The sequence below is a fragment of the Pseudomonas sp. NFACC08-1 genome, assembly GCF_900106735.1.
In the GTDB taxonomy this organism is placed as follows: Bacteria; Pseudomonadota; Gammaproteobacteria; order Pseudomonadales; family Pseudomonadaceae; genus Aquipseudomonas; species Aquipseudomonas fluorescens_Q.
Genome location: NZ_FNNL01000014.1, coordinates 121,097 through 137,437, shown reverse-complemented (window position 1 = coordinate 137,437; position 16,341 = coordinate 121,097). Strand labels below are relative to the sequence as shown.

At 63.9% G+C, this 16,341-nt stretch carries 15 protein-coding genes; 3 read left to right on the top strand and 12 right to left on the bottom strand.

Features of this window, described 5'->3' with window-relative positions:
• Positions 1–71: 71 nt before the first annotated feature.
• The 7 genes from BLU76_RS24615 to BLU76_RS24585 all read right to left on the bottom strand — a co-directional run bounded on the left by BLU76_RS24615 (position 72) and on the right by BLU76_RS24585 (position 7,342).
• On the bottom strand, positions 72–425 hold the full coding sequence (locus BLU76_RS24615; RefSeq protein ID WP_092146009.1) for a Na+/H+ antiporter subunit G: 354 nt from the start codon (positions 423–425) through the stop codon (positions 72–74).
• Positions 422–700: a K+/H+ antiporter subunit F gene (locus tag BLU76_RS24610; RefSeq protein WP_024780040.1), complete on the bottom strand. Its 279-nt coding sequence runs from the start codon at positions 698–700 to the stop codon at positions 422–424. Before BLU76_RS24610 ends, BLU76_RS24615 begins: the two co-directional genes overlap by 4 nt.
• The gene (locus BLU76_RS24605) at positions 697–1,185 is read right to left on the bottom strand and encodes a Na+/H+ antiporter subunit E (RefSeq protein ID WP_092146007.1); all 489 of its coding nucleotides are present in this window, start codon (positions 1,183–1,185) and stop codon (positions 697–699) included. The genes BLU76_RS24610 and BLU76_RS24605 overlap by 4 nt, the downstream gene beginning before the upstream one ends.
• The gene (locus BLU76_RS24600; RefSeq protein ID WP_092146005.1) at positions 1,182–2,867 is read right to left on the bottom strand and encodes a monovalent cation/H+ antiporter subunit D; all 1,686 of its coding nucleotides are present in this window, start codon (positions 2,865–2,867) and stop codon (positions 1,182–1,184) included. The genes BLU76_RS24605 and BLU76_RS24600 overlap by 4 nt, the downstream gene beginning before the upstream one ends.
• Positions 2,864–3,208 (bottom strand): Na+/H+ antiporter subunit C, encoded by a 345-nt coding sequence (locus BLU76_RS24595; RefSeq protein ID WP_003202835.1) that lies wholly within the window; start codon positions 3,206–3,208, stop codon positions 2,864–2,866. The genes BLU76_RS24600 and BLU76_RS24595 overlap by 4 nt, the downstream gene beginning before the upstream one ends.
• Positions 3,208–6,132, bottom strand: coding sequence for a monovalent cation/H+ antiporter subunit A (locus tag BLU76_RS24590; protein ID WP_092146003.1), 2,925 nt, complete (start codon positions 6,130–6,132; stop codon positions 3,208–3,210). Before BLU76_RS24590 ends, BLU76_RS24595 begins: the two co-directional genes overlap by 1 nt.
• A 205-nt stretch (positions 6,133–6,337) precedes the next feature.
• Positions 6,338–7,342, bottom strand: a complete 1,005-nt coding sequence (locus BLU76_RS24585) for a DMT family transporter (RefSeq protein ID WP_175456231.1) — start codon at positions 7,340–7,342, stop codon at positions 6,338–6,340.
• Positions 7,343–7,354: 12 nt separating this feature from the next.
• On the opposite strand from BLU76_RS24585, the gene BLU76_RS24580 reads away from it, so the two are divergent.
• A complete protein-coding gene (locus BLU76_RS24580; RefSeq protein WP_092145999.1) occupies positions 7,355–7,918 on the top strand; it encodes a helix-turn-helix domain-containing protein in 564 nt (187 codons plus the stop codon).
• A 15-nt stretch (positions 7,919–7,933) separates the two neighbouring features.
• A complete protein-coding gene (locus BLU76_RS24575; protein ID WP_092145997.1) occupies positions 7,934–9,376 on the top strand; it encodes an FAD/NAD(P)-binding protein in 1,443 nt (480 codons plus the stop codon).
• 454 nt (positions 9,377–9,830) lie between these two features.
• Here the strand turns inward: BLU76_RS24575 and BLU76_RS24570 are convergent, their stop codons facing one another.
• The 3 genes from BLU76_RS24570 to BLU76_RS24560 all read right to left on the bottom strand — a co-directional run bounded on the left by BLU76_RS24570 (position 9,831) and on the right by BLU76_RS24560 (position 12,959).
• A complete protein-coding gene (locus tag BLU76_RS24570) occupies positions 9,831–10,946 on the bottom strand; it encodes a Gfo/Idh/MocA family protein (RefSeq protein WP_092145995.1) in 1,116 nt (371 codons plus the stop codon).
• Between the two features lie 153 nt (positions 10,947–11,099).
• The gene (locus BLU76_RS24565; protein WP_092145993.1) at positions 11,100–11,867 is read right to left on the bottom strand and encodes an SDR family oxidoreductase; all 768 of its coding nucleotides are present in this window, start codon (positions 11,865–11,867) and stop codon (positions 11,100–11,102) included.
• A gap of 24 nt (positions 11,868–11,891) precedes the next feature.
• On the bottom strand, positions 11,892–12,959 hold the full coding sequence (locus BLU76_RS24560) for a phosphotransferase family protein (RefSeq protein WP_092145991.1): 1,068 nt from the start codon (positions 12,957–12,959) through the stop codon (positions 11,892–11,894).
• A gap of 198 nt (positions 12,960–13,157) precedes the next feature.
• On the opposite strand from BLU76_RS24560, the gene BLU76_RS24555 reads away from it, so the two are divergent.
• On the top strand, positions 13,158–13,553 hold the full coding sequence (locus tag BLU76_RS24555; RefSeq protein WP_003202818.1) for a DUF4280 domain-containing protein: 396 nt from the start codon (positions 13,158–13,160) through the stop codon (positions 13,551–13,553).
• A 221-nt stretch (positions 13,554–13,774) separates the two neighbouring features.
• Here the strand turns inward: BLU76_RS24555 and BLU76_RS24550 are convergent, their stop codons facing one another.
• Together BLU76_RS24550 and tssI are read right to left on the bottom strand one after the other, a co-directional pair.
• Positions 13,775–14,317 carry a toxin-antitoxin system YwqK family antitoxin gene (locus BLU76_RS24550; protein WP_092145989.1) on the bottom strand — a complete coding sequence of 181 codons (543 nt, stop codon included), beginning with the start codon at positions 14,315–14,317 and terminating at the stop codon, positions 13,775–13,777.
• Between the two features lie 13 nt (positions 14,318–14,330).
• Positions 14,331–16,340 carry a type VI secretion system Vgr family protein gene (gene tssI, locus BLU76_RS24545; RefSeq protein WP_092145987.1) on the bottom strand — a complete coding sequence of 670 codons (2,010 nt, stop codon included), beginning with the start codon at positions 16,338–16,340 and terminating at the stop codon, positions 14,331–14,333.
• Position 16,341: the final 1 nt, after the last annotated feature.

Sequence of the window (16,341 nt, the reverse complement as noted above, 5' to 3'; positions counted from 1 at the left end):
TCAGGGCTGCTGCGCAGCCCAGCGGGAGCAAGCTCCCTCGCCACAAAAGCTGTGCCGGCTCGAGATATCGGTCAGTCGTTCCGGCGGCTGCTCACCTCCGCTGGCACATCATCCCCCGCCATGCGCTTGCGAAACAACGCTGCTCGGGCCAGCAGCAGGGTGGTCACCGGGACGGTGATGGACAGCAGGATCGGTATCAGCCAGGCGTGCAGCACCGGCCCGGATTTGAGCGCCGAAAAATACACGATCGAAGCCAGCGCCACGCACCAGGCCCCCAGCGTGGAAGCCAGGGCCGGCGGGTGCATGCGCTGGAAGTAGTCCTTCAAGCGCACCAGGCCGATCGCCCCGATCAAGGCGAACAGACTGCTGAGCACCAGCAGGATCGCCACCGGGATTTCCACCCACATCGACAATTCGCCGGTCATTCGATCACCTCGCCACGCAACAGGAACTTGGCCAGGGCAAACGAGCCGACAAAGCCGAACAGGGCGATCAGCAGGGCCGCCTCGAAATAGGTGTCACTGGCATAACGGATGCCCAGCACCAGCATCATCAGCATCGCCACGATGTACAGATAGTCCAGGGCCAGTACCCGGTCCTGTGCCGAAGGCCCCTTGAACAACCGCAGCAGGGTCAACACCATCGCCAGGGAGAACAGGAACAGGCTCAACAGGATCGCATTGGACAGCAAGGGGCTCATTGGAAAATCTCCATCAACGGGCGCTCGTAGGTGGCCTTGAAATGCGCGATGAATGACGCCTCGTCCTCCAGATCGAACACATGCATCAACAGGATGCTGCGGTCCAGGGCCAGTTCCGACCAGACCGTCCCTGGAATCACCGTGGTGATCATCGACAGCGCGGCCAGTCCATTGGCGTCGTGCATGTCCAGCGGCACCTTGATGAACCGCGAGCGAGGCGGGCGGCGCCCGGCGTTCAGCACACCCCAGGCCACCGCCACGTTGGACACCAGCACATCCCGGCCCACCAGCAGGAACAAGCGCAACACCACCCACGGCCGGCGGATACGGATGGGCCGCGGGCGCAACGGGCGCATCATCAACGGGGCCAGGAAGCCCAGCGCAGCGCCCAGCAGCAGATGACCGGCGCTGACGGACACGTTCAACACCAGCCACAGCAACCACAACGCCAGGGACAACCACGGGGCGGGAAACAGGCGCTTCATGGCTGCACCTCCTGCAACGCGGCGCGGGTCTCTGGGTTGGGCACGGCGCGGGTGGCGAGTACCGACATCACATAATGTTCCGGGTTGTTCAGCGCATCGGCAGCGGATTGGGTGTAGCGCAGCAACGGCTCGGCCTTGAAAGTCAGGGCGATGCCCAGGCCCAGCAGCACGATGATTGGCAGGCATTCGAACGGCCGCAGCAATGGCGAGGGTCGCTCCTGCGGCGTCCAGAAGCGCTGGATGCCCAGGCGCGAGAAGGCGATCAACGAGGCCAGTCCCGACAGGATCAATAATGCCAACAAGCCCCAGGCCTGGTTCGACAGCAGTGCCCCGGCGCTGGCACCGAGCCCCTGGGGATTGAGCAGGGCGCTGAGCAGGCTCAGCTTGCCGATGAACCCCGACAACGGCGGCATGCCGATAATCAACAGCGCACAGAAGATAAAGCTCAAGCCAAGGAAGGCCATGGTCCAGGGAATCACTTGCCCGACCACGGCTTTCTGCTCGTCATCGAGGTTGATGCCCTTGGGCGGTTGCAGGGCTTCCAGCGGTCGCGGCAAGGTGTCGAAGTCATCGTCCAGGGCCAGTTCATTGGCCGAGCGCGAACGCTCGATCAGCTCGGCCAGCAAGAACAGCGCGCAGAGCGCCAGGGTCGAACTCACCAGGTAAAACAGCGCTGCGCCCACCAGGTTGGGTTGGGCGAAGCCGATGGCTGACAACAGGATCCCGGCCGATACCAGGATGCTCAGGCTCGCCATGCGCTCCAGGCGTTGGGCCGCGAGAATGGCGATGGCGGCGCAGACGATGGTCGCCATGCCGCCGTAGACCAGCCAGTCGGCACCGAAATACGCCGAGGCGCCGGCTTGGCCGGAGAACAGCAACGTCCACAGGCGCAGGATCGTGTAGACGCCGACCTTGGTCATGATCGCAAACAGTGCCGCCACCGGTGCGCTGGCGGCGCTGTAGGCCGGCACCAGCCAGAAGTTCAGCGGCCACATGCCGGCCTTGGCCAGGAACGCCACTGCAAGGATGCCTGCCCCGGCGTGCAGCAAGCCACGGTCGGCTTCCGGCACCAGGGGTACCTTCAGAGCCAGGTCGGCCATGTTCAAGGTGCCGGTGACGCCATAGATCAATGCTGCGCCGATCAGGAACAGCGACGAGGCCAACAGATTGATGGAAATGTAATGCAGCCCCGACGACACCCGCGCCCGGCCCGAGCCGTGCAGCATCAAGCCGTAGGAGGCCGCCAGCAGCACTTCGAAGAACACGAACAAGTTGAACAGGTCCGCTGTCAGGAAGGCGCCGTAGAGACCCATCAACTGGATCTGGAACAGCGCGTGGAAGCTCGCACCGGCGCCGTGCCAGCGGGCCGTGGCGAAGAGCAGGGCGCAGACGCCGATGATGCCGGTCAGCACCAGCATCAGTGCCGACAGCCGATCGACCACCAACACGATGCCAAACGGTGCCTGCCAGTTGCCCGGCAGGTACACGCCAATGGACGCGGGCAGGGTCTGGTCCTGGGTCCAGTACAACAACAGCACGGCGATGCCCAGGCCCAGCAGACTGGAAAGCAGGTTGATCCGCGCCTTGAGCGGGCGGTGTTTCTCGCCCAGCATCAACATCAGCGCGGCGGTCAGCAGCGGCAGCAGGATGGGCGCGGCGATCAGATGAGGCGTCAACATCATTCCTTGGGCTCCCGGCCGTCCACGTGGTCGGTGCCGGTCAGGCCCCGGGAGGCCAGCAGCACCACCAGGAACAGCGCGGTCATGGCGAAGCTGATCACGATGGCGGTCAGCACCAGTGCCTGGGGCAGTGGGTCGGTGTAGTGCAGCAGGTCCTGGGGCACGCCATCCTTGATGATCGGCTCCTTGCCGATGAACAGGCTGCCCATGCTGAAGATGAACAGGTTGACGCCGTAGGACAGCAGGCACAGGCCCATGACCACCTGGAAGGTCCGTGGCCGCAAGACCAACCAGACCCCGGAGGCGGCCAGTACGCCGATTGCGATTGCGATGACTTCTTCCATTAGGCGGTGGCTCCTTTGACGGGGGCGACGGGTTTGGCTTGCAGGCCCGGCTTATGGGCCCGCACCGACTGGTGCGCCAGGGCGGTGAGGATCAACAGGGTGGAGCCGACCACCACGGCGTACACGCCGATATCGAAAAACAGCGCGCTGGCCACATGGAGATCACCCAGCAGCGGTAATTCGAAATGCCAGGTGTGGGTGGTCAGGAACGGATACCCCACGGCCATCGCTCCCAGGCCGGTGGCGGTGGCGAACAACAGCCCGGTGCCCATCCAGCGCAGCGGCCGCAGGCTCATTTGCGCCTCGACCCACTGGGTACCGGCGACCATGTACTGCAGGATGAACGCCACCGACATCACCAGCCCGGCGACGAAGCCACCGCCCGGTTGGTTGTGGCCGCGCATGAACAGGTAGAACGACACCACCAGGGCGATTGGTAGCAGCAGGCGCACCAGCACCGACGGCACCATCATGAAGCCCAATGCGGTGTCGCTGGCATGGCGCGGGTTGACCAGGTCGGTGACCACGTCCGGCGCCAGCAGACGCTGTTGCGCCGGTAGCTGCATGCTTTCCTTAGGTGGGCGGAAACGCCGCAGCAGGGCGAACACCGCCAGGGCCACCGCCACCAGCACGGTGATTTCCCCCAGGGTGTCGAAGCCGCGGAAGTCCACCAGCATCACGTTCACCACATTGCTGCCACCGCCTTCGGGCAGGGCGCGACTGAGGTAGAACGAAGAAATGTCGTTGGGCGTCTGCCGCGTCAGCATGGCGTAGGAGAGCAACGCCATGCCGCCGCCCACCGCGATGGACAGCAGCAAGTCCCGCAGGCGCCGGATGCGCGCGCGCCGCTCGCTGTTGGGCAGCGGCGAGACGTCCTCGATCCGCCGTGGCAGCCAGCGCAGGCCCAGCAGGATCAGCACGGTGGTCACCACTTCCACCACCAGTTGCGTCAAGGCCAGGTCGGGGGCGGAGAACCAGACGAAGGTCACGCAGGTCATCAGGCCGCAGACGCTGACCATGGTCAGGGCCGCGAGCCGGTGATACTTGGCCTGCCACGCCGCGCCCAGGGCACAGGCGATGGCCAGCAACCACAAGCTGACGAAGACGATGGAACCGGGGATCTTCGGCCGGTCGCCCCAGACCAATGTGCTGTGCAGCATCGGAATCAGCCCGGCAAGCACCGCAGCGAGGACCAGCCAGAACAATTGGGCCTGCAGGCGGCGGGTGCTGATCCGTCGTTCCAGGCGCCGCCCCTGGCGCATCATCAACACCAGGCAACGCTCGAACAGTCGCTTGCCACTGAGCCGGCCAATGAACGGCGGGTGCTTGATGTGGCCTTGCCGGAACTGATTGCGCAGCAGCAGGTACAGCACGATACCGCCGGACATGGCCACCAGGCTCATGATCATCGGTGCGTTCAGGCCGTGCCAGATCGCCAGGCTGTATTCAGGCAGCGTGCCGCCCACCACCGGCAACGCGGCTGCCGCGAGCAACGAGCCGACCACTTGGGCCGGAAAGATCCCCACCACCAGGCAGGTGAACACCAGCAATTCCACTGGGGCGCGCATCCAGCGCGGTGGTTCGTGGGGGGTATGGGGCAGGTCGGTGGCGGCGGGGCCGAAGAACACATCCACGGTGAACCGCAAGGAGTAGGCGACGCTGAAGGTCCCGGCGATGGTGGCGATGATCGGCAGCGCCAGTTCGACCCAGGCCGTGGCAGAAATGAACACGGTCTCGGCGAAGAACATTTCCTTGGACAGGAAACCATTGAGCAGCGGTACCCCGGCCATCGCTGCGCTGGCGACCATGGCCAGGGTCGCGGTGAACGGAATCAGCCGCACGAGGCCACTGAGTTTGCGGATATCCCGGGTGCCGCTTTCGTGGTCGATGATCCCGGCGGCCATGAACAGCGAGGCCTTGAACGTGGCGTGGTTGAGGATATGAAACACCGCCGCCACGGCCGCCAGCGGACTGTTCAGGCCCAGCAGCAGGGTGATCAGCCCGAGGTGGCTGATGGTGGAATAGGCCAGCAGGCCCTTGAGGTCGTTCTGGAACATCGCGCAGTAGGCGCCTAGCAGCAACGTACAGGCGCCTGCGCCGCCGACGATGTAGAACCACTCTTCGCTACCCGACAGCGACGGCCACAGCCGCGCCAGCAGGAACACCCCGGCCTTGACCATGGTCGCCGAGTGCAGGTACGCCGACACCGGCGTCGGAGCAGCCATGGCGTGAGGGAGCCAGAAGTGGAAAGGGAATTGCGCGCTTTTGCTCAGGGCGCCGATCAGGATCAGCGGCAACAGGATGGGGTAGAGGCCATGGGCACGTATCAGGTCGCCGGCGGCCAGGACCTTGTCCAGCTCATAGCTGCCCACCACATGGCCGAGCAGCATCACCCCGGCCAACAGGCAAAGCCCGCCGGCACCGGTCACCATCAACGCCATATAGGCACCGCGCCGAGCGTCGGCGCGGTGGTGCCAGTAGCCGATCAACAGGAAGGAGAACAGGCTGGTCAGTTCCCAGAAGAACACCATCTGGATCAGGTTGCCGGAGATCACCAGCCCGAGCATGGCGCCCATGAACGCCAGGAAGAAGGCGAAGAAGCGCGGCACCGGATCGTCCGGCGACATGTAGTAGCGGGCATACAGCGACACCAGCGTGCCGATGCCCAGCACCAGCAACGAAAACAGCCAGGCGAACCCGTCCAGGCGCAGCACGAAGTCCAGGCCCAGGCTGGGCAACCAGGTGTAGTGCTCACGGATCACACCGCCGTCGGCGATCTGCGGGTACAGCAAGGCCACCTGAACCGTGCCGGCCAGGGCGACGAGGCCGGCCAGCAGGGATTCGGCGTTACGGGCGTTATGCGGCAGCAGCGCCGCGACACAGCTGCCGATGAAGGGCAAAAGCAATAGAACTATCAGTGACATAGGCTTCTATTCGGCGGGAGGTTGTGGGGATCATACGTGGCGTATTCCCGATCACCAACCGCGAGGGTGTCGCAGAATCCTACAAGGTAGGTGGGGTTTTCCGACCTTGCAGGGTTCCAGATGACCTTGCACGCGCCGTCAATGTCGGGATGGCCACTGTCGAGGGTGGTGGTTTTTTCGGCGAACAATGGATTGCTGGCCGGCCTCAACCTTCCTGTTCAAGCCCTTCATCGACTGGGATGGTGTCTTTGTTGCGGGTCTTCAACTCACTGACAATCACCGCCGCGACGATCAGCGCCGCGCCGAACAAGGCAATCGCCGGCAACCGTTCGCCCGCCAGGCGCCCGACAATGCCGGCCCACACCGGCTCGCCGGCATAGATCAGCGTGGCGCGGGTGGGCGAGACACTTTTCTGCGCCCAGTTCATCGCCACCTGAATGGCTGCACTGGCGGCTCCCAGGCCAACGGCGCTGACCAGCAGCAGCCAGGAGAACGCCGGGATCGCTTCCTGGGTCGGCACCACCATCAGAAACGCCAGCACCGCGGTGCTTGCCAGTTGCACCACGGTTACCCGGCGCACATCGACCTGGCCGGCATAGGCGCTGATCAGGATGATTTCGGCGGCAATCGCGATGGCGCTGATCAACGTGGCGATTTCACCGGGGCTGAAGTTCAGCGAGGCTCCGGCCGGGCCCGACACCAGCATCAACCCGGTAAACGCCAGCATGATGCCGATGCTTGGCATCAAGCCCGGTCGACGGCCCAACACCAGCCATTGCAGCAAGGGCACGAATGGCACGTAAAGCGCGGTGATGAACGCCGATTGGCTGCTGGGGATGGTTTGCAGGCCGACGGTCTGCAGGCCGTAGCCGAGCATGATCGCCACGCCGATAAAGCAGCCGGCCTTGAGTTCGAAGAGGGTCAGGTCCCGCAGATGCCGCCAGGAAAACAGCGCGACAAACACGGCCGCGGCGGCAAAGCGCAGGCCAACGAAAAACATCGGCCCGCTGACCGTCATGGCGTGCTGCACCAGCAGGAAGGTCCCACCCCAGATCATGGTGATCAGCACCAGCACGCATTCGGCCTTGCTGAACCTTGAGAAACGGGAGGAAGCTTGAGGGGAATTCACCGATGCCATGACCTTGCGCGCCACTTGAGGCGGACGCACAATGCGCCCGAAGTTGGGCAGTATAATGCGCAGCCCTACCATGTGAGCAATATAGTGCACAAAGAATCCGGCCAGCGGGCTTCCGTCCTGCAACACGTCAGCCAGAACATCCGTCGTCTGCGCCATGCCGCGCAGCTCAGCCAGACCGCGCTGGCGGAATTGTCCGGGGTCAGCCGGCGCATGCTGGTGGCCATCGAGGCCGGGGAAAAGAACGTCAGCCTGACCACCCTGGACCGGGTGGCCGAAGCCCTCGACGTAGCCTTCAGCGACTTGATCCAGGCGCCCGACGCCCGCGATCCGAGCCGCATCAACGAGCTGGCCTGGGCCGGCACCATCGCGGGCAGCAAAGCCGTATTGCTGGCAAAAGCCACCGCCAGCCGCGAAGTCGAACTCTGGGAATGGCGCCTGGAGCCCGGCGAGCATTACCATTGCGAACCCGACGCCGACGGTTGGAGCGAGCAGCTTTATGTCTTCGAGGGCTGCCTGACGCTGCTGTTGGGCAGTGAGGAACGCCGGATTGGTGCCGGGGAGTTTTTCATGTTCGCCAGCAACCAGCCCCATGCCTATCGCAACGATGGGCCGGTGGCGGCGAGATTCGTACGCAATGTGGTGATTTGATCCCTGGAGAGCGGCATGGACACAGCGTTGGATCGACAGACGAGCAGCCTCACCCGCCAAGCCGATATCCTGATCATCGGCGGTGGCCTGAGCGGTGCCATGCTGGCCGCGCAGTTGCTGCGCCTGCCGGGCCGACGCGAGGTAATGATCGTCGAACCGCGCGTTGAGTTGGGTCGGGGCGAGGCCTACAGTGCCGTGGAGCTGGGGCACACCTTGAACGGCAACGCGGCGCGCATGAGCGTCGACCCGGACAACGCCGACGACCTGACCCAATGGCTCACCGCATTCATCGAGGCTGGCGGCTGGCCCGAGTCGGATCAGCAGCATGTACCGGTCAGCGAGTTGTTCCCGCCCCGGGGGATGTTTGGCCTCTATGTGCAACAACGGCTGGCCGAGGCTCGCGAGTTGGGCGCACGAAACGGTTCGACTGCCGAGCACGTGCGTGGGGAGGCCGTGGACCTACGGGTTGCCGACGATGCCGTGATGGTGACGCTGGACGACGGCCAACTCTTACGTGGCCGTTTCGCGGTGCTGGCCACCGGCATGTTCCCGGCGGCACGCACCCCGCAAACCGAATCCAGCGGCTTGAATGCCGCAGCCCTGGACCCTTGGGATGTGGCTGCGATGCGCCTGCTTGATCCGCAGTCCACGGTGCTGATCATCGGCTCGGGGCTGACCATGGTCGATGCCGTGGTGTCCCTGGAGCAGGCCGGGCACCGTGGCCCGATCGAAGTGTTTTCCCGTCATGGTTTGTTGCCTCATGTGCGCCGCCAGCCACCCGCCTGGGTGGATTTCCTCGCCGACGATCACAGCCTGCGGTCGCCACTTCAGTTGATGCGGGCCCTGCGCGAGCAATGCCGTCAGGCCCAGGCCCAAGGGATCGATTGGCAGGCGCCGCTGGACACGGTGCGCGCCCACATCGGGCGCTTGTGGAGCCAGGCCAGCGATGTGCAACGCCGGCAGTTCGTCCGGCATGTACGGCCATGGTGGGAGAGCCACCACCATCGTTCGCCACCGCTGAGCGCCGAACTGGTGGCGCGTCTGCATGAAGAAGGACGGTTGCGGATCCAGGCGGCATCGTTCAAGGGGCTGGCGGTGTCCGCCGAGGGCACGGTGGGTATCCGCATCCGCCGTCGGGGTGAGGCTGAGCTGACCGTGGTGCAGGGCGCGGCGCTGATCAACTCCAGCGGTATTGAATATGACTGGCGCCGCGTGGCGCGACCGTTGCCGCAGCAGTTGCTGGCTCGCGGTCTGATCCAGCCGGGGCCGCTGGCCCTGGGCATTGCCGTCCGGCCTGACGGTGCGGTGCTGGACGCCCAAGGGGCCCCCGCCCAGCGGCTGTTCGCCATGGGGCCGCCGTTGCGGGGGATGTGGTGGGAAAGCACCGCCGTGACCGACGTGGCGAGCCAGGCCAAGGCGCTGGCGGCGCGGTTGGTTGAGTGGCAAACCCAAAATTGAAGTTGGACACCTGTGGCGAGGGAGCTTGCTCCCGCTGGGCTACGAAGTAGCCCCAAAACCATTCACCCGGGTGTGTCAGGGTGGTCGCATTCAGCATTCAGTCTCTTTGGGTTGCTGCTCAACCCAGCGGGAGCAAGCTCCCTCGCCACAGGGGAGGCATTGAATGGTGGGAAAGCACCGCGGTGACCGACGTGGCGAGCCAGGCCAAGGCGCTGGCGGCGCGGTTGGTTGAGTGGCAAACCCAAAATTGAAGTTGGACACCTGTGGCGAGGGAGCTTGCTCCCGCTGGGCTACGAAGTAGCCCCAAAACCATTCACCCGGGTGTGTCAGGGTGATCGCATTCAGCCTTCAGTCTCTTTGGGGTTGCTGCGCAACCCAGCGGGAGCAAGCTCCCTCGCCACAGGGGAGTGTTAACCATGTCCCCGGACCAAACAGGGGGTACTGAAGTGAGGGGTTATAGCTCGCTGACCTTCACCCAACGCTGCTCCCGCGCCGCCACCCGAATCGCCGCCGCCAGCCGCTCCACTTCCCAGGCCTCTTCGAAGTCCGTGCCGCTGCCGCCTTCGCCTGCAAGCGTCATGACCAGTTCCTGCACCTCCAGGGTCTTCAATTCGTTGTACCCCAACTGGTGCCCGGCGGCCGGGCTAAACGCGGCGTAGCCCGGCAAATCCGGGCCGGCCAGCAGGCGCTGGAAACCTGGCTGGCCGACGCGACACACGCGCAGTTCATTCAGCCGTTCCTGATCGAACGCCAGGGTGCCGAGGGTGCCGCTGATCTCGAAGCTCAGGTGGTTTTTGTAGCCGTGCTTGAGCCAACTGCTGCTCACCGTGCCCCGGGCGCCATTGGCGAAACGCAGCAACGCGTGGACCTGGTCGTCCACCGCGATGGCACGTTGTTCGGCATTGCCCGCGCTGGCAGGCCGTTGGCTGTGCACGGTCTGGCTGTCGGCGCACACCGCCTCGACATCGCCCAACAAGTGCCGGGCCATGGCCAGCAAGTGGCTGCCCAGGTCCGCCAGTGCGCCGCCGGCGTGGGCCGCTTCGCAGCGCCATGACCACGGCGAGGCGGGGTTGGCCATGAAGTCTTCGCTGAATTCGCCCTGGAAACTGATGATCTGTCCCAGTTCGCCGCGCTGGATCATGTCCCGCGCCCGTTGAATGATCGGGTTGTGCTGGTAGTTGTAGCCGACCCGCGTCACCACCCCGGCCGCCTTGGCCGCCTGGCGCATCTGCTCGGCCTGCTCCAGGGACACCGCCAGGGGTTTTTCACAATAGACCGGCTTGCCCGCCGCCAACGCCGCCATGGCCATCGGGAAGTGCAGGTGATTGGGAGTGGTGATGGCGATCAGGTTGACCTTGGGGTCGTCAATCAGTTGTTGCCAGTCGCTATGGGCCGTTTCGAACCCCCAGCTCTGGGCGCACTGCCGGGCACGCTGAGGATCGGCGTCGACCAGGGCCGCCAGCGTCAGGTTCAGGGGGAGGTCGAACACCGCCTTGGCATTGTGGAACGCCAAGGCATGGGCACGGCCCATGAAGCCGGTGCCAATCAGACCGATGCCGAGTTCACGCATGAGGAAGAGCCCTTTGAATTGTTATTTTCAGAAGGGCTATTTATGGAATAAATATTCTCTAATTGCAAATGTTGGAATAAATATTCATTTGTTCGTCGTCACTACAATGCCATGTGGGAGCGAGCAAGCCCGCTCCCACAAAGGTTTCCATCCTCAGGACAGGAACCCACCGTCCACATTCAACGCCACACCCGTGGTGTAGCTCGACGCATCGCTGGCCAGGTACAGCACAGCGCCGGCCATTTCGCTCGGGTCGGCCACGCGCTTGAGGGGGATCTGCGCCAGGGCGGTTTTCAGGATGGCGTCGTTCTTGACCAGGGCCGAGGCGAACTTGGTGTCGGTCAGGCCCGGCAGCAGGGCGTTGCAGCGGATGCCGAATTGCGCGCACTCCTTGGCGAAGACTTTGGTCATGTTGATCACCGCAGCCTTGGTCACCGAGTAGATGCCCTGGAAGATCCCCGGCGAGATGCCGTTGATCGACGCCACGTTGATGATGCTGCCGCCGCCGTTCTCGCGCATCAGCTTGCCGGCTTCCACCGACATGAAGAAGTAGCCGCGGATGTTCACGTCCACGGTTTTCTGGAACGCACCCAGGTCGGTGTCCAGGACGTTGCAGAATTGCGGGTTGGTGGCGGCGTTGTTGACCAGGATGTCCAGGCGTCCGAACTGTTCGCGGATGCTCGCGAATACCTGGCTGATCTGCTCCATTTCACCGATGTGGCAGGCGATGGCGGTGGCCTTGCCGCCGGCGGCGATGATGGCGTCGGCCACGTGTTGGCAACCGTCGAGCTTGCGGCTGGAAACGATCACATGCGCGCCTTGCTGGGCCAGCAGTTTGGCGATGGCTTCGCCGATGCCGCGGCTGGCGCCGGAAACGAAAGCGATTTTACCGTCGAGGTCGAACAACTGGGTCTTGGACATGCTGTTTCCTTGTTATAGGTGCGCTCAGAGCGTGGATTTGCTGATGACCTGCAGGCTCATCTGCTCCAGCAGCTTGTTCATCTGAACGAACTGCGCGAAGCGTTTGTCCTGGGTCTGGCCGTGGAAGAAGCGGTAGTAGATCTGCTGGACGATGCCGGCCAGGCGGAACAGGCCGTAGGTGTAATAGAAGTCGAAGTTGTCGATGCGGATCCCGGCGCGTTCGGCGTAGTAATCGACGAACTCGCGGCGGGTCAGCATGCCAGGGGCGTGGCTTGGCTGGCGGCGCATCAGTTGCACCGGCGCCGGGTCGTCGGCCTCGATCCAGTAGGCGAGGCTGTTGCCCAGGTCCATCAACGGATCGCCGATCGTGGTCAGCTCCCAGTCCAGCACGCCGATGATCTGCATCGGGTTCTCGGGGTCGAGGATCACGTTGTCGAAGCGGTAGTCGTTGTGGACGATGCTCGACGTAGGGTGGTCGGCGGGCATCTTGTCGTTGAGCCAGGCCTTGACCGTCTCCCATTTCGGCGCATCCGGGGTCAGGGCTTTTTCGTAGCGGTCGCTCCAGCCGCGGATCTGTCGGGCCACGTAGCCTTCGGGCTTGCCCAGGTCGGCCAGGCCGCAGGCGTTGTAGTCGACACGGTGCAGCTCGACGAGCCGGTCGATGAAGCTCTTGCACAGCGCTTCGGTGCGGGCGGCGTCGAAACCCAGTTCCGGCGGCAGGTCTGAGCGCAGGATGATGCCCTTGACCCGTTCCATTACATAGAACTCGGCGCCCATCACTGACTCGTCGGTGCAGTGCACGTAGGCCTTCGGGCAATAGGGGAATGCCTCGCGCAGCTGATTGAGGATGCGGAACTCGCGGCCCATGTCGTGGGCGGACTTGGCCTTGTGGCCGAACGGCGGACGGCGCAGGACGAATTCCTGCTCGGGGTATTCCAGCAGGTAGGTCAGGTTCGACGCGCCACCGGGAAACTGGCTGATCCGGGGCACGCCAGTCAGGCCGGGAATGTGGGCCTTGAGGTACGGGTCGATCAGGTTGGCATCGAGTTCTTCACCGTCGCGCACGCGGGTGGACTGATCAGTAAACGCCATGCTTATCCCTTCTGCTTATTTTGGAGGCCATCGATCATTGGCTAATCTAATGGCGCGCGGGAGGCGTCACAAGCACGCCAGGGTCTTATAGGTTAGCGTGTTGCAGGATAATCAGTGGGCTTGATGCATTGCGGCGTGCGCGTCGAGGATGGGCGAGCTAAGGTTCTGGAGTCTGTCGCTTTCAAAGGAGCAACCGCGATGGGATGCCCGCAAGTCTGTGGCACCGCGACCTTGCAATGCAGCTTCGGCGCTGCCCCGGCGGTGCTCAATGTGCTGCCGGTCAATCGCCTGCTGACCGGCGGGATGCCGGCGGCGAACATCATGGACCACATCCCGCTGGTGAACATCACCACGTTTGGCATGTGCATGAGCCTGGCGAACCCGACCGTGGCCGCCGCCACCGCGGCGGCACTCGGCGTGCTGACGCCCATGCCCTGCATCCCGGCCACCGCGGCGCCATGGATCCCCGGCGGCGCCCCGACCCTGTTGCTGGGCAACATGCCGGCCATCGATGCTAACAGCACCTTGATGTGTACCTGGGCCGGGGTGATCAAGATCGTTGTGCCAGGGCAGGTGCAGATGTTGATTCCCTGAGTAACACCAAGATACCTGTGGGAGGCTATGTAGGTTACTTAAGACCGTAGATGCCCCCGTGGCGAGGGAGCTTGCTCCCGCTGGACTGCGCAGCAGGCCCATTTTTGTGAGTGCTTCGCACTCAAGCGGGAGCACGCTCCCTCGCCACAGTGAATTAAACAAACCTTAGGTGAACAGCATTCCCTGTGGGAGCGAGGCGGCTGCAGGAACCAGTCCCCAGTTTATGCCTGCGCCGGATCATTCCAGCGCCTGAACCACCAGCGCACCCGGGAGATTGGCTTGCCTTCGGCGTCCAGCGGCCGGCCGTCTTCGGCGTAGGCCTGGGCTGGTTCCAGCAGTTGGCCATTGAGGTAGCGCGCTTCGACCGCCGGGTTGCCGTTGGGGTGCAGGCGGCGATAGCGGCCGTCGCGCACGCCGTCGCGATAGACCTCGGCTTCGGCCAGTTGTCCGTCGGGAAAGTAGTTGTTCGCCTCGCCGTGCAGCAACCCACGGCGATACGTGGCCTGGCGTTGCAACCCGCCTTCGGCCGCGTAGAAGCTCGCCACACCTTGCAGTTTGCCTTTCACGAACGGCAGTACCGCCGAGACCTTGCCATTGGGGTGATACAGGGTGCTGGTGCCTTGCAGTTCACCTTGGCTGTAGTTGAGTTTTGCTTGCGGGCGTTGGGCTTCTTCGATCTGCAGCGGGCCGTCGAGCTGGCCGTCGACCAGTTGCCCGCTCAGTTGGCTGTCGCCACGTTCCACGTCGAGTCTCTTCGAGGCCATCGGTAGGTTCCTGTCAGTTGACCTTCACCAGGCCGCCCTTGATGGTCAGCATGCCGCCGCCGTCCACGGTCTGTTCGGCCGCCGCCTTGTTCACCAGGCTGATGCCGGCGTCATTGGTCAGGGTGGTACCGGCTTTGTTTTCCAGCGAGGTACCGGCCTGGTTGCTCAGGGCTGTGCCGGCTTTCTGGCTGATGGACGTGCTGGCCTGGGCGGCCAGGTCGGCGCCGCTCTTGATCGCGAAGCTGCCGCCGCTTTGCAGGGTCAGGGTGCCGCTGACCTTGATGGTCAGGTTGCCGTCCACCGTCAGGCTGTAATTGCCAGTGACCTTGTGCTCGTAGTTGCCGCCGGTGCTGTGGGTCTGGTCCGAGCCCACGGTGACAGTGCGGGTGTCCTTCACATCGAGGCTGTCGCTGCCGGTCTGGATGGTCACGCTGCGCTTGCCTTTCTCCAGGGTCACGGTTTCGTCGCCATCCTTTACCGTACGGGTGCGGGCGTTCTGCACCGTGAGGGTTTCGTCGTGACCGACGGTGGCGGTGGTGTCGTTGAGCACGTTGATGTTGAAGTCTTTCTGGGCCTGGAGAAACACCTCTTCGGCGTCCTTCTTGTCTTCGAAACGCAACTCGTTGAAACCGCCGCCGCCCTTGGACGATTGGGTCTTGATCCCGGACTGGGTCTGGTTCGCCGGCAGCGCGTAGGGCAGGGCATTGTCGCCATTGTAGACGCAGCCGGTGACCAGGGGACGGTCCGGGTCGCCGTCGATGAAGGTCACGATGACTTCCTGGCCGATGCGCGGCACGAATTGCATGCCAAAGCCTTTGCCGCTCCACGGCAAGACCACGCGGACCCAGCACGATGACGTCTCGTCGTTCTTGCCGGTGCGGTCCCAGGGGAACTGCAATTTGATCCGGCCATATTCATCGGTCCAGATTTCTTCGCCGGCCTTGCCCACCACCAGCGCTGTCTGGGTGTGCATGCGGGGTTTTGGCGTGAGGCGGGGCGGTCGATAGACCGTGGCCTTGGGGATCGCTTCGAAGCGGTTGCGATAGCTGTCGTGGCTGGCTTCGTGGCTGACCGAGGTCACGACCCAATCGATATTCAGCGTCGTGTCTTCATGGCCGGCGAGGGTGAACCAGTATCCCGGCACCAGCCAGCGGCAATCGCTTTCGCCGACAAAACGTTGCTCCTGGCTGCGCAGGCCGTCCACCCGCTGTTTGGTCAACGCGTCGCCCTGGGCCTTGGCGGTGTAGCCGCCCGGGTGTTCGTACACCGAACTTGGCCCGGCCACGGCTTCGGCCTGGCTGTAGAGCGATGTCGTTGGGGTGGTGAATTCATAGTCGGTCGCCTGGTAAACCCCGGCCACCGCTTGCAGGCACACTTGCCCGGAGCGGATGCCGTGCAGTTCCCGCTCGCCGATTCGCTGCCCGAGGTAGTTCACCGTCGGCCCGTTGGGAATCGGTGCGAAGGCGTCGTTGCTGTCGGCCAGGACCAGCGTGTGGGTGCCTTCCTCGTGGGTGAAAAACCAGAAGATCCCATCTTCTTCCAACAGGCGCGAGACGAAGGCCAGGTCGGTTTCGCCGTACTGCACGCAGTATTCGCGCGGGGTGTAGCTGCCGGTGAGCTTGAGCTGGAAGTCGGTGAAACCATGGGCCTTGAAAATCGTGGTGACGATGTCCGAGGTGGCAAGGTTCTGGAACACCCGGTTGTTGCTGGCCAGGCTCAGCCACCAGAGCCAGGGCCGGAGCAGGAGTTGATAGCGTTCGGCGGTGGCGTCGGCCGGCAGTTGGCGGATTTCGGCCACCAACCAATCCAGCGGGCGCAGCAAGGCGTCCTTGTGCAGCGTGGTGGTCACATGGCTGGCGACGGCTGTCGTGAGGTCCAGCGAGGCGCCGTCGTTGACGCCGTTGAGCATGTGCGAACCCAGGGCGTTGAGGCGTTCTTCGCCGGACAGCGATTCAGGGTACAGCGCCGACAGCGAGGTGGCGGTGAGGAATAGGGTGGTGTTGCTGTCGGTGGAGCGGGGCATT

What these genes read in the sequence shown, in the direction of transcription:
- BLU76_RS24615 (WP_092146009.1), bottom strand. Translation starts at nt 425, where the DNA reads ATGACCGGCGAATTGTCGATGTGGGTGGAAATCCCGGTGGCGATCCTG.
- BLU76_RS24585 (WP_175456231.1), bottom strand. Translation starts at nt 7,342, where the DNA reads ATGGTAGGGCTGCGCATTATACTGCCCAACTTCGGGCGCATTGTGCGT.
- BLU76_RS24575 (WP_092145997.1), top strand. Translation starts at nt 7,934, where the DNA reads ATGGACACAGCGTTGGATCGACAGACGAGCAGCCTCACCCGCCAAGCC.
- BLU76_RS24570 (WP_092145995.1), bottom strand. Translation starts at nt 10,946, where the DNA reads ATGCGTGAACTCGGCATCGGTCTGATTGGCACCGGCTTCATGGGCCGT.
- BLU76_RS24610 (WP_024780040.1), bottom strand. Translation starts at nt 700, where the DNA reads ATGAGCCCCTTGCTGTCCAATGCGATCCTGTTGAGCCTGTTCCTGTTC.
- BLU76_RS24555 (WP_003202818.1), top strand. Translation starts at nt 13,158, where the DNA reads ATGGGATGCCCGCAAGTCTGTGGCACCGCGACCTTGCAATGCAGCTTC.
- BLU76_RS24595 (WP_003202835.1), bottom strand. Translation starts at nt 3,208, where the DNA reads ATGGAAGAAGTCATCGCAATCGCAATCGGCGTACTGGCCGCCTCCGGG.
- BLU76_RS24550 (WP_092145989.1), bottom strand. Translation starts at nt 14,317, where the DNA reads ATGGCCTCGAAGAGACTCGACGTGGAACGTGGCGACAGCCAACTGAGC.
- BLU76_RS24600 (WP_092146005.1), bottom strand. Translation starts at nt 2,867, where the DNA reads ATGATGTTGACGCCTCATCTGATCGCCGCGCCCATCCTGCTGCCGCTG.
- BLU76_RS24605 (WP_092146007.1), bottom strand. Translation starts at nt 1,185, where the DNA reads ATGAAGCGCCTGTTTCCCGCCCCGTGGTTGTCCCTGGCGTTGTGGTTG.
- BLU76_RS24565 (WP_092145993.1), bottom strand. Translation starts at nt 11,867, where the DNA reads ATGTCCAAGACCCAGTTGTTCGACCTCGACGGTAAAATCGCTTTCGTT.
- tssI (WP_092145987.1), bottom strand. Translation starts at nt 16,340, where the DNA reads ATGCCCCGCTCCACCGACAGCAACACCACCCTATTCCTCACCGCCACC.
- BLU76_RS24560 (WP_092145991.1), bottom strand. Translation starts at nt 12,959, where the DNA reads ATGGCGTTTACTGATCAGTCCACCCGCGTGCGCGACGGTGAAGAACTC.
- BLU76_RS24590 (WP_092146003.1), bottom strand. Translation starts at nt 6,132, where the DNA reads ATGTCACTGATAGTTCTATTGCTTTTGCCCTTCATCGGCAGCTGTGTC.